This is a genomic window from Paractinoplanes pyxinae (assembly GCF_026626335.1).
GTDB lineage: Bacteria > Actinomycetota > Actinomycetes > Mycobacteriales > Micromonosporaceae > Actinoplanes > Actinoplanes pyxinae.
This window is the reverse complement of sequence record NZ_JAPNTZ010000001.1, coordinates 852647-864320: the sequence shown is the minus strand read 5'-3', so window position 1 is coordinate 864320 and position 11674 is coordinate 852647. Positions and strand designations below refer to the sequence as shown.

10 protein-coding genes are annotated in these 11674 nt (G+C 70.4%); 5 read left to right on the top strand and 5 right to left on the bottom strand.

Annotated features, from left to right (window positions below; genetic code table 11):
- Positions 1–41 precede the first annotated feature (41 nt).
- Complete coding sequence (locus OWR29_RS03735; RefSeq protein ID WP_267560908.1) at positions 42–590, top strand: hypothetical protein; 549 nt, start codon at positions 42–44, stop codon at positions 588–590.
- A gap of 89 nt (positions 591–679) precedes the next feature.
- On the top strand, positions 680–1015 hold the full coding sequence (locus OWR29_RS03730; RefSeq protein ID WP_267560907.1) for a BON domain-containing protein: 336 nt from the start codon (positions 680–682) through the stop codon (positions 1013–1015).
- On the opposite strand, the gene OWR29_RS03725 is transcribed toward OWR29_RS03730, so the two are convergent.
- From OWR29_RS03725 to OWR29_RS03715, 3 genes are all read right to left on the bottom strand, one after another.
- The gene (locus tag OWR29_RS03725; protein ID WP_267560906.1) at positions 1012–2160 is read right to left on the bottom strand and encodes a Kelch repeat-containing protein; all 1149 of its coding nucleotides are present in this window, start codon (positions 2158–2160) and stop codon (positions 1012–1014) included. The two genes, OWR29_RS03730 and OWR29_RS03725, sit on opposite strands and share 4 nt — an antisense overlap.
- Positions 2157–3218 carry a TerC family protein gene (locus OWR29_RS03720; protein ID WP_267560905.1) on the bottom strand — a complete coding sequence of 354 codons (1062 nt, stop codon included), beginning with the start codon at positions 3216–3218 and terminating at the stop codon, positions 2157–2159. The genes OWR29_RS03725 and OWR29_RS03720 overlap by 4 nt, the downstream gene beginning before the upstream one ends.
- 348 nt (positions 3219–3566) lie before the next feature.
- Positions 3567–6281 (bottom strand): TIM-barrel domain-containing protein, encoded by a 2715-nt coding sequence (locus tag OWR29_RS03715; protein WP_267560904.1) that lies wholly within the window; start codon positions 6279–6281, stop codon positions 3567–3569.
- A gap of 83 nt (positions 6282–6364) precedes the next feature.
- On the opposite strand from OWR29_RS03715, the gene OWR29_RS03710 reads away from it, so the two are divergent.
- Both OWR29_RS03710 and OWR29_RS03705 read left to right on the top strand, forming a co-directional pair.
- The gene (locus tag OWR29_RS03710; RefSeq protein WP_267560903.1) at positions 6365–7408 is read left to right on the top strand and encodes an aldose epimerase family protein; all 1044 of its coding nucleotides are present in this window, start codon (positions 6365–6367) and stop codon (positions 7406–7408) included.
- A gap of 22 nt (positions 7409–7430) precedes the next feature.
- Positions 7431–7877 carry a CBS domain-containing protein gene (locus tag OWR29_RS03705; protein ID WP_267560902.1) on the top strand — a complete coding sequence of 149 codons (447 nt, stop codon included), beginning with the start codon at positions 7431–7433 and terminating at the stop codon, positions 7875–7877.
- A gap of 13 nt (positions 7878–7890) precedes the next feature.
- Here OWR29_RS03705 and OWR29_RS03700 read toward each other — a convergent pair whose 3' ends face one another.
- Positions 7891–9186, bottom strand: coding sequence for an ArsB/NhaD family transporter (locus OWR29_RS03700; RefSeq protein WP_267560901.1), 1296 nt, complete (start codon positions 9184–9186; stop codon positions 7891–7893).
- Positions 9187–9272: 86 nt separating this feature from the next.
- A complete protein-coding gene (nhaA, locus tag OWR29_RS03695) occupies positions 9273–10553 on the bottom strand; it encodes a Na+/H+ antiporter NhaA (protein ID WP_267560899.1) in 1281 nt (426 codons plus the stop codon).
- 149 nt (positions 10554–10702) lie between these two features.
- Here nhaA and OWR29_RS03690 point away from each other — a divergent pair, with 149 nt between their 5' ends.
- Entirely contained in the window at positions 10703–11668 is a 966-nt protein-coding gene (locus OWR29_RS03690; protein ID WP_267560898.1) for a D-2-hydroxyacid dehydrogenase family protein, read from the top strand.
- The last annotated feature ends 6 nt before the right edge of the window (positions 11669–11674 follow it).

Genomic DNA, 11674 nt, shown 5'->3' with positions numbered 1-11674 from the left:
TACCCCACTCCTGAACGTGCCGACACCGTTACTCTGAGCTCGTGCACCTGATTGTCGAGGTGGGTAGCCGACTGGACCCGGACGTCAGTTGGCCCGAAGGGGCTGCCCTGACCATGTTCGCCGGCGAGCCGGTGCAGCTCATGATGTTCCTGAGCCGCCCGCACGAGCTGGAGGTCCAGGCCGTGACGACGCCGCCGACCAGGTTCGCCTGGGTCGACAGCGAGCACGCGGGCATCCTCGCCTACCGGCTGGGCCCCGTGCTGTCCTGGTCGCAGGCCCCGTACAACCCGCACCTGTTCGCGCCGGAGGACGGCCTGCCCGGCGTGGACGCCGACGGCACGGTGCAGATCGTGCTGGTCGACCGGGACACCAACATCGTCAAGGCGCTGCACCGCGTCCAGTGGCCGCAGGACTTCGCGGCCGCCGTCCGGGCCTCGGTCACCCGCATGCGCGAGACCCCGTTCAGCCGCCCCGCCTACGAGCACGCGCTGGCCGCCCTGCACCGCCGCTGCCCCACCCCGGAAGACCTGGTGGTCGACCGCGCGGACGCCCTCTGCACGGCCCTCCCGGAGCCCACGACCGAGGTCTGACGCCCGTCGTCACACGACTGTCATGCAACTGCGGGATTCCCGCGACGTGCCGCCCTGAGGCTGGAAGCCGGCTCGGGGTGGAGGTCAGCATGTACTTCTGGGACAGCTCGCAGTGGGAGACGCACTGGTCGTCGAACGCGCGCCCGGACGACGACGACTCACGCGAGCGGAAGGCGATCGCCGATCACTGGGCCGCGGCCGACCGCGCTGTCGCCGTCGAACTCGCCCTGGCCCTGCTGCGCGATCCCGGCGTTCAGGGCGGCGACATCGACGTTCGCGTGCAGAGCGGCGTGGCCATCCTCGAGGGCCGGGTGAGCGGGGCCGCCGTGAAGGAAGCCGCCCTGGCTCGCGCGCGGGGAACCGACGGCGTCCGGGACGTCTGCGACCTGCTGACCGTGGCCCGCCGCCGCTGGTGGCACCGCTAGCCCGCGGGCGTCCAGATCCGGGTCGCGTTCAGCAGCTTGCCCTCCTCGCCCTTCCACCGGGCGCCGCCGAACACGACCATGCGGGCGCCGGCCGCCACGACGGTTTCGCCGGTGGTGTCGCCGCCGGGTGGGGCGGACACCTTTTCCCATGTACGCGATGACGTGCTCAACACGACCTCGACGAGCCCGGGATAGAGCGCGGCGTCGCCGGTGCGGGCAGCGCTGCGCACGCCCTCCCCACCCGGCGGGTCGGGCAGGGCCGACCACTTCCCGGTGGCCGGGTCGAGGATGCCGCCCAGCGGATACGTACGGCCCCAGTTGCCCACCTGCCCGCCGTCGGCCCCGCCCAGCGTGGGATTGACCAGCTCGGCCCCGGCCGCCAGCCACGGGCCGGTCGAGAGCATGGGCAGGTCGGGCAACTTCCGCCACGTTCCCCGATCCAGGTCGAGGGCCGCCACCCGGGTCAGGGCAGGCCCGTCGGCATTGGGATTCGGCACGAGCTTGTGGTCGAACAGGAGCAGCTCGCGCCCGCCCCACGCGAGATGCCGGTCGAAGCCGGCGCCGAGCGGGTCGTCGGGCAGCGCGGTCCACTTCTTCGTGGCCGGATCGAACAGGTAGTCGCGGTCGGGGCCGTTCTCGTCGCTTCCCGAGTAGGCCACGAGCCGATCTCCGGCCGCCACGAGGCCGTATCCGCCGGTAAAGGTGGGCGGGGCGGCCAGCTGCGACCACTTGTCCTGGTCGACCCGGTAGCCCAGCAACGCCGCCCGAGGCTGATAGGGCAGCACGTACACGGTCGAGCCGATGACTACGCCCTGCGCGCCCAGCACGGGGGCGGGCGGCGCGGCGATGGGACGCCAGAGGCCGGTTGCCGGGTCGAGGGCGGCCGCGTCGGTCAGCGGCGCCGGGTTGACAGCGCAACTCGCGTTGGGCGGGCACGGCGGCGCGTCGCTGCCCCCGATCAGCAGCACCTCGCGGCCGGTCCACAGCCCCAGCGCCTGTTCCCGCGGGCTGAGAGGGCCGGCCGCCACCTGCTGCCAGCCCTCCGCCGCTTCCTCGGCCGCCGGCTCAGCCGGCTGGGCGCAGCCCGCCAGCGCCAGCACCCCGCACGCCACCGCCGCGACTGCCGTCCCCCACGCAGATCTCATGCACCTTGGGACTCCCGCTCCGGCGTACCGGTTCCGGCCGGGACGGGGTCGGTGGAGCCGGCCTTGGCCGCGGCCGCGGCGTCGCGACGGTTGGCCAGCATGCTGGTGATGGTCACGGTGATCAGGGTGACGGCGATGACGCCCAGCGAGGCCAGCGTCGGCACCTCGGGCAGCCAGGTCCAGACGCCGTGGGCCCAGTGCAGCACCAGCTTGACGCCGATGAAGGCCAGGATGACGGCCAGGCCGTAGTCGAGGTGGCGCAGCTTGTCGAGCACGTTGCGCAGCACGAAGTACAGGGCACGCAGACCCATCAGGGCGAAGGCGTTGGTGGCGAACACCAGGTACGGATCCTCGGTCACGCCGTACACCGCGGGAACCGAGTCGACGGCGAACACGATGTCGGTCATGAACACGGCCACCACCACGACGGCCAGCGGCGTCAGCACCCGGCGGCCGGCTTGGCGGATCACCATCTTGCTGCCGTGGTACTCCTTCGTGACCGGGAAGAACCGGCGCAGCAGTTTGACGCTGCGCATGTTGTCGATGTCGACCTCGTGGTCCTCACCCTTGCGGGCGTCCCGCATCACCTTGATCGCGGTCACCAGCAGCACGGCCCCGAACAGCAGGAAGGCCCAGGTTCCGGCCTGCAGCACGGCGGCGCCGAGCGCGATGAAGACACCCCGAAGCACCAGTGCGCCCGCGATGCCGTACAGCAGAACTCTTTGCGCCAAGGCGGAGGGAACGGCGAACGCGCCGAGCAGAAGCATGAAGACGAACAGGTTGTCGACCGACAGAGACTTCTCGACGACGAAACCGGTGTAGAACTCGACCGCGGGTTTGCTGCCGTACGCCCACCACAGCACCAGCCCGAAGATGGCCGGCAGGGTCAGATAGAACACGGACCAGCCGACGGCCTCGCGCATGGCCACGTCGTGCGGCTTGCGGGTGACGAAGAAGTCGGCGGCCAGAAGCACCAGCAGAACCGCGATGCTGATGATCCACAACTGCGGGGACGCAACAGTTTCGAGCGGGGCGGCGAGGGTGACACTATGCGACATCAGGGAGCCTCCTCGGAGATGTGCGCCATCGTCCGAGGTCTCCCTCACCTGCCGGTGTGACAGGCGAGCGCACGGGGGCATGCCGAGATGCCCGTGATGACCGCAACGCTCTTTGCGAGGTACTCCCCTCGCCGCGCACACTAGCCCACGATCTTGAACCCGGCCAAGTTTCCGAGTCTCTTGTCACGCGAAGCGGGTTGACTCCACCCCTCCTGCGCGCCCATGGTAGGCGGAGGAGGGGTGAGCCATGCTCGTCGACATCTTGCTGGGCACGTTGCTGGTGGTCAGCGCCCTGATCTCCATGGCCGCGCTGTCACTGACCTCCGGCTACCGCCACCATCGCCACCGCTAGGAGCGGACGAAGACCGGCATCGTGTCCAGCGTGGTGGTGATCTGCTGGGTGGTGCCACCGCGGTAGGTGCGACCGGTGAAGTAGTCGGTCCACTTGGTGCCGGGCGGGAACCACACCGTTGTCGTGGCGGTGGTACCTGGTGTGGTCACCGGGGCCACCAGCAGGTCGGGACCGTAGAGGTATTCGGATCCCGCGGTGGCGTAGGCCTCCTGCTCGTTCGGGTAGGCGAGGTAGAGCGGGCGCGTGATCGGCAGCCCGGTGCGCGTGGCCTCGGCCGCGGCCTTGTACGTGTACGGCTGCAGCTTCTTGCGCAGGTTGAGGAACTTCTTGGCCGAGGCGTTGGCGGCCGGTCCGTACTGCCAGGGCAGGCGGTCGCTGTGGTTGGAGTGCAGGCGGTCGATCGGCTGGAACGTGCCCAGCTGCACCCACCGGGCGTACAGGTCGTCGGGCAGCTTGGTGCTCTGCGGCTCGGCGCCGGGCTCGGTCGACAGGCCGCCGGTGTGGCCGCCGATGTCGTGGCTGACCGCGGCCAGGCCGGTGGCGGCCGACTCGCCGGGGGTGTAGCCGACCTGGGCCTGCAGCGTCTCCCAGGTCGAGACGGTGTCGCCGGTGAAGTGCAGCGTGGTGCGCTTGTCGGCCCACGGTCCGGTCGGCACCGCGGTCGGGCTGCTGTAACCGCCGGCCTGCAGAGACCCGTACGCCCGGGAGAACGCGAAGCCGTCGCGGTCGGCGTACTGCTGGTTGATCCACGCGTCCGGGGTCACGCCCTCGAGCGAGGAGCGGGAGGCGTCGCAGCACCAGTCGAGCCACCAGAAGTCGGGGTCGGCCAGGCCGTCGTGCAGATCGAAGTACGCCTTGAGCTGGTCGGGGTCGCCGAAGTCGAACACATAGCAGTCGGCGCCGCCGTTACAACCCGTACGCTGCAATTTGCCTTTCGCCGTTGATTGCGCCTCGGCGAAGTGCGGGTCGGAGCCGAGGATGCTCGGGTGGATGTTGAGGCTCGTGTGCAATCCCTGTTTGCGGGCCCAGGCGAGATAGGCCTTCATGTCCGGGAATCGCGACTTGTCGACGGCCCAGCCGTTCCACTTGTCGGGCGCCTTGAAGTCGGTGTCGACGATCAGCACGTCGAGCGGCACGCCCTCGGTGCGGAAACGCTCGGCGATCTGCTGGAACTCGGCCGCCGTACGGTCGTAATACTCCGAATACCAGACGCCGTAGGCCCATTTCGGCAGCAGTTTGGTCGGCCCGGTCAGCGTCGAGAGCTCCTTGAGGCCGCGGGCGTAATTCTGGCCGTACGCGAAAACATATCCGTCCTGGCCCTGGGTCGTCCGCGGCGTGACCTTCTTCTTCGCCGGGTCGTAGAGAGCGGAGGCGGAATCGTCGAGCAGCGACCAGCCGTCCTGATAGAGCAGCCCGGGCTCGGTCAGCGCGGCGCCGTTGACACCGTCGAGGCCACGCCGGTAACCGCCGAGCGGCGCGTGCGGGGCGAGCAGCGGAGCGCCCGATTTCGTGACGGCAATGGTGTCGATGTTGACGTTGCAGCTGTCGTCGGTCGGGCAGTCCAGCTGCACCGTGTTGGTTCCGGCTTGCAGCATGACCGGCGCCGGCACCGTACGCCAATAGTCCCAGCTGCTGGTGGGCTGGAGCGTCACACTGCGGCCGTTGACCGAGATCGCGCGCGCCTGCTTTCCGTTGGCGTACCGCAGTTGCAGGGCGTACGTGCCTCGCGCGGGAACGCCGGTGATCGTGTACGCGGCCGACGCGCCGGCCCGCTCGAGCGAGGCGAGGAAACCGTCGCCGGAGTATCCGTTGTGGTCGGAAGCGCTGCGGGCACCGCCGGAAAGAGTGCCCTCGTCGGCCTCGCAAAGGGTCCCGAACGCGCACGGCTGCGGCGCGGGCGGCGTCGGAGCCGGATAGGCCGCGCCCGGCGTCACCAGCGCGAGGCTGTCGATGTTGACGTTGCCGGTGTCGGTCGCCGTCCGCACGACGCTGACCTCGTGGCGGCCGGCCGGCAGGGTCAGCGGCACCCGCGCCTCGGCCCAGGTGTCCCAGGTGGCGGTGGGCGGCAGGGTCAGCGTGTGGTTCTGCCCGTCGGCCGAGACGGTCAGCGTACGGGTGGTGTTCTGCCCGTCCCCGCCGGTGCTGTTGGCGTAGCGCACGACCAGGTCGAACGTTCCGCCGCTGGTGGCCGTGAAGACGACCGCGTCGCCCGCGTTGGCGAATCCGGCCGCGAAGCCCCGGCCGGTGTATCCGGTGTGGTCGGTGGCCAGGCCCGGCCCGCGCAGATCGAGCGCCTCGGCCTCACACAGCGTGCCGGCCACGCAGTCCGGCGGATAGTGCCCGGCCCACGGCTGGGCGCTCACGGTCTGCTTCCCGGCGCGCAGCTTGACGTCGAGGTTGTCCGCCGTGAACGGGCCCGAGCCGACCTTGTAGCGCAGCGTCACCGCGCCCGTGTCGATCGTGAGCCAGCCCTTCTGCGTACGCTGGGTGAAGCGCACCGGCGAGAAGGCCTTCCGCCCGACCACGTTGAAGGTGCCGGCGTCGGTGAACCGCCCGCCCTCGGCGTACTCGGTGCGAATCAGCGTCGGCGACAACACCTGGAACCGAGCGTTTCCCGAGGTCACTTGCGTCTTGCTGTGCGCCTCGGCCGGCACCGGCCCGGCGACGGACAACGTTGCGGCCAGCGCGGCAGCCACTGCTGATCTGAGCACCCGAACTCCTAGACCCTGACGTTCATTGATCTTTTACAACGTTGTCAAAGGCCTGGAACGAAGTCAATCATTAGGGTGGGACGATGATCGAGCACTGGGGAACGACCGCCGAAGGCCCCGTCGACCGCCACGTCCTGACCAACAGCGACGGCATGCGGGTCGCCGTTCTCACGTACGGCGGCATCGTCCAGAGTGTCGAGGTGCCCGACCGAACGGGCGCGACGGCCAACGTCGTTCTCGGCTTCGACCGGCTGCAGGGCTACGTCGACAACCCCGGCCCGTACTTCGGCGCCCTCATCGGCCGCTACGGCAACCGCATCGCCCGCGGCCGCTTCACGCTCGACGGCACCGCCCACGAGCTGCCGATCAACAACGGCCCGAACAGCCTGCACGGCGGGGCCACCGGCTTCGACAAGCGGATCTGGACGGCCACCGGGACGGACGACGCGGTCGAGCTGCGGCTCGTGAGCCCCGACGGCGACCAGGGCTACCCCGGCACCCTGACGGCGACGGTGCGCTACACCCTGAACGCCGGCAACGCCCTGCGGATCGACTACGAGGCCACCACCGACGCCCCGACCGTGGTCAACCTGACCAACCACAGCTACTTCAACCTCGGCGGCGAGGGCACCGGCGACATCTACGGCCACCGAGTGCGCCTGCACGCCGCCCGTTTCACCCCGGTCGGCGCCGACCTGATCCCCACCGGCGAACTGCGCCCGGTGGCGGGCACGCCGATGGACTTCCGCGAGCCGTTCGCCGTGGGCGAGCGCATCCGCACCGGCGACGAGCAGCTGAGCCACGCCGGCGGCTACGACCACAACTGGGTCCTCGACCGCACCGACGACGGCCTGACCACAGCCGCCGAGGTGACCGACCCGGTCAGCGGCCGTACGCTCACCGTCTCCACCACCGAGCCCGGCCTGCAGTTCTACTCAGGCAACTTCCTCGACGGCACGATGATCGGCACCAGCGGCCGCCTCTACCGCCAGGGCGACGGCCTGGCCCTGGAGACCCAGCACTTCCCCGACTCCCCCAACCAGCCCGCGTTCCCGTCGACAGTGCTGCGGCCGGGCGAGACCTACCGCTCGTCGACGGTGTGGCAGTTCGGAACATCGAGCAGCTGACGGCCGCGCGTATGGTCGACGAATGCGAGCGCGCGACGTTTCGACGCAGATGAGCACGGTCACCGAGACGATGCCGGCCCGCGAGGCGGTCAAGATCCTCGCCGCTCAGGACCTGCCCGGCCTCATCGTGGTCGACGACCAGGGCCGCCCGCTGACCGTGCTCGCCGGCACCCAGGTGCTGCGCATGTCGCTGCCCGCGTACTGCCAGGACGACCCCGCGCTGGCCCGGGTGGTCGACGAGGCCGCGGCCGATGTCATCTTCGACGGCCTCGGTGACCGGACGGTCGCCGACCTGTTGCCGCGGAACCGGCCCGAGCTGCCCGCGGTGAGCGCCGACGCCACCGCTCTCGAGATCGCGTCGGTGATGGCCCGCTCGAACGTTCCCCTGGTCGCGGTGGTCGACCGGCATCGGGTGATGACCGGCGCGATCAGCCTGGACGCGCTGCTGGACCGGATGCTCGGCCAGTGAGCCGCCGAAGGTCTCAGAAGGCGAAGAACCGCAGCCACAGATAGGGCACGGCCAGCCCGATCGACACCGCGGTGACGATCAGCCCGTACTTGGTGAAGCCCCAGAACGTGATGCGATGGCCGGCGCGGGCCGCGATGCCCAGCACGACCACGTTGGCCGAGGCGCCCACGGCGGTGGCGTTCCCGCCGAAGTCGGCGCCCAGCGCCAGCGCCCACCACAGCACCTGCGCCTTGTCGTTGCCGCCGGCGTTGTTCACGAGCTCGGCCACGATGGGGCTCATCGTGGCCACGTACGGGATGTTGTCGACGATGGCCGAGAGCACGCCGGACCCGCCGAGCAGCAGCAGCGTCGCCGGCCAGAGCCGGCCCTCGACGGCGCCGGTGGCGGCCTGGGCCAGCGTGTCGATCACGCCGGTGGCGACCAGCGAACCGACCATCACGAACAGCCCGGCGAAGAAGACCAGCGTCGGCCACTCGACGTCCTGGGCGATCTCGGTGGGGTCGAGCCGGGACAGCAGGAGCAGCAACAGACCGCCCAGCAGCGCGACCACCGACGGCTCCAGGCCGAGCCAGGTGTGCAGGGTGAAGGCGAGGAGCACCGCGCCCAGCACCGCCAGGCTCAGCACGACCAGGCGCCGGTCGCGGATGGCGTCCCTCTCCCGCAGCGCCATGATCCGCTCGGCGCGCTCGGCGTCGTAGCGGAACGACGACCGGAACATGAGCCGGCAGAGCAGCACGAGGACACCCAGGACGACCACCACGAACGGCGCCAGCACCGACAGGAAATCGTTGAAGGTCAGCCCCGACCGGCTGGCGATGATGATGTTGGGCGGGTCTCCGACCAGAGTCGAGGCGCCGCCGATGTTCGACGCGAACACCTCGGCGATGAGGAACGGCACCGGCGAGATGCCGAGCCGGTCGCAGACCAGCAGCGTCACCGGGGCGATGAGCAGCACCGTGGTGACGTTGTCGAGCGCGGCCGACAGCACGCCGGTCACCAGGATCAGGATCACCATGATCGGGAAGGGCCGGCCCCGGGCCCGCTTGGCCGCCCAGATCGCGACGTACTCGAACAGGCCGGTTCGTTTGAGCACGCCGACTATCAGCATCATCCCGAGCAGCAGGAAGATGACGTTCCAGTCGATCCCCGACTCTTCGGAGAAGAAGGCGTGCTCGGCGTTCGTCGCGCCGGCCGCCAGTAGGATCGACGCCCCGCCCAGGGCCACCGTCACCCGGCCGACCTTCTCGGTCGCGATGAGGACGTAGGCGATTGTGAAAACGGCCACGGCGAACCAGGCCAGCGCGCTCATGGATCCCCCGGGATTGCTCAGCCGTCATCGATCGCCGACCGGACTTCCCGGCACACCGCCGATCAACCTACACCGCGGGTGTCCGATCAGCCCGGTTTCGGCACCTGGTAGACGTCGGGCACGCCATCGGCGTCCGCGTCCACGCTCTCCTCCTCGCACAGGCGGCGGTAGTGGCGGTTGCGGATGCGCAGCACCACGGTCGCCAGCAGCGCCGCCAGCAACGATCCGGCCAGGACGCCGATCTTGGCGAACCCGTCCCGCTGCGAGCCGGCGCCGTACGCGAGCTCCCCGATCAGCAGCGACACGGTGAACCCGATGCCGCCCAGCAACGCCAGCCCCAGCACGTCCCACCAGCTCAGCCCCGCGGCCAGCTGAGCCCGGGTGAACCGCTGCACCAGCCAGGTCGAGCCGGTGATGCCGATCGCCTTGCCGGCCACCAGACCGGCGATGACGCCCATGGTCACGGCGTCGGTCAGCCCGGCGCCGAGACCACCGGCGGCGGAGATCGACACGCCCGCCGCGAAGAAGGCGAACACCGGCACGGCGACGCCGGCCGACACCGGGCGCCAAAGGTGCTCGAAGCGCTCGGCCATGCCGTGGGCGCCACCGTTCTTGTCGCGGACCGGCACCGTGAAGGCCAGCAGCACGCCGGCCACGGTGGCATGGATGCCCGACGCGTGCACCAAGGCCCACGCCACCACGGCGAGCGGCATCAGCAGCCACCACCGGCTGACCCCGCGCTGGACCAGCAGGCCGAACACGGCCACCGCGACGAGGGCGAGCACCAGGGGCACGAAGTGCAGCGACGACGAGTAGAAGATCGCGATGACCGTGATGGCCAGCAGGTCGTCCACCACGGCCAGGGTCAGCAGAAAGGTGCGCATCGCGGCCGGCAGGTGGGTGCTGATGACCGCCAGCACGGCCAGCGCGAACGCGATGTCGGTGGCCGTCGGCACCGCCCACCCGCTCAAGGCCCCGCCGCCATCGCGGGAGGCGACCACGGCGAAGATGACGGCCGGCACGGCCATGCCGCCGACCGCCGCGGCCACCGGGAGCGCCGCGCGGCGGGGGTCGCGCAGGTCACCGGCGACGAACTCACGCTTGAGCTCGAGCCCGGCGACGAAGAAGAAGATGGCCAGCAGCCCGTCGGCGGCCCAGGTGGCGAGCGACAGGTCAAGGTGCAGCGCGTGCGGGCCGACCACCCAGCCGGCCAGGTCGAAGTACGCGTCCGACCAGGGGGTGTTGGCCCAGACCAGCGCAAGGACCGCAGCCGCCAGCAGAAGCACTCCGCCGACGGTCTCGGCGCGCAGCACCTCGGCGATCCGCCGGGCCTCGGGCCAACTCCCACGACTGAACAGGTGTGCCACAAGAAGCCTTTCGCAGGGCAGACGTCATCACATCGCCGACCAGGCTTCCCGGCACACCAGACACCAAGCCTACGCGACCGGTCGGTCGTCAACCCGGCGGTCTCATGACAGTTCGAGGACTCCTGATCTCCGGCCATTACGGTGAGGGCATGAGAATCGTGGTGCTGGACGACTATCAGCGGGTGGCCCGGGAGTACGGGGACTTCGGCTCGGTGCCCGGGGCCGAGGTCGAGGTGCGGCACGAGCACCTGGACGGGCAGGACGCGCTGGTGGCGGCGTTGCGGGGCGCCGACGTCGTGGTGGCGATGCGGGAGCGTACGGCGTTCCCGGCCGAAGTGTTCGAGCGGCTGCCCGAGCTGAAACTGCTCGTCACCACCGGCATGGCCAACGCGGCCGTCGACTTCGACGCGGCCGTCGCGCACGGTGTCACGATCTGCGGCACTTCCATGTACGGCAACACGAAGAGCTCGAACACGGCCGAGCTCACCTGGGCCCTGATCCTGGCCTGCCGGCGGCACGTCGTCGCCGAGGACAAGGCTTTGCGGGACGGGCGCTGGCAGACCACCGTGGGCACCGACCTGGCCGGCAGCACCCTGGGCGTACTGGGCCTGGGGCGGATGGGCACGCAGGTCGCCCGGATCGGGCAGGCCTTCGACATGCGGGTGATCGCCTGGAGCCAGAACCTCACCGCCGAGCGGGCGGCCGAGGCGGGGGCGACACTGGTGTCGAAGGACGAGTTCTTCGCGCAGAGCGACGTGCTGACCGTGCACCTCAAGCTGAGCGAGCGGTCGACCGGCCTGATCGGCAAGGCCGAGCTGGCCGCCATGAAGCCGTCGGCGGTGCTGGTGAACACGTCGCGCGGGCCCATCGTCGACGAGTCGGCGCTGGTGGCCGCGCTGACCGCGGGCACGATCGCCGGGGCCGGGCTCGACGTCTACAACACCGAGCCGCTGCCGCTGGGCAACCCGCTGCGCGGCGCCCCGCACACCGTGCTGCTGCCCCACCTCGGGTACGTCACCGAGGGCAGCCTGCGCGGCATGTACGAGCAGGTGGTCGAGGACATCGCCGCCTGGCAGGCCGGCGCGCCAGTACGGGTGCTGGCGGCGCCGGCCTGACCGGGG

What these genes read in the sequence shown, in the direction of transcription:
- OWR29_RS03710 (WP_267560903.1), top strand. Translation starts at nt 6,365, where the DNA reads ATGATCGAGCACTGGGGAACGACCGCCGAAGGCCCCGTCGACCGCCAC.
- OWR29_RS03720 (WP_267560905.1), bottom strand. Translation starts at nt 3,218, where the DNA reads ATGTCGCATAGTGTCACCCTCGCCGCCCCGCTCGAAACTGTTGCGTCC.
- OWR29_RS03730 (WP_267560907.1), top strand. Translation starts at nt 680, where the DNA reads ATGTACTTCTGGGACAGCTCGCAGTGGGAGACGCACTGGTCGTCGAAC.
- OWR29_RS03690 (WP_267560898.1), top strand. Translation starts at nt 10,703, where the DNA reads ATGAGAATCGTGGTGCTGGACGACTATCAGCGGGTGGCCCGGGAGTAC.
- OWR29_RS03725 (WP_267560906.1), bottom strand. Translation starts at nt 2,160, where the DNA reads ATGAGATCTGCGTGGGGGACGGCAGTCGCGGCGGTGGCGTGCGGGGTG.
- OWR29_RS03705 (WP_267560902.1), top strand. Translation starts at nt 7,431, where the DNA reads ATGCGAGCGCGCGACGTTTCGACGCAGATGAGCACGGTCACCGAGACG.
- OWR29_RS03700 (WP_267560901.1), bottom strand. Translation starts at nt 9,186, where the DNA reads ATGAGCGCGCTGGCCTGGTTCGCCGTGGCCGTTTTCACAATCGCCTAC.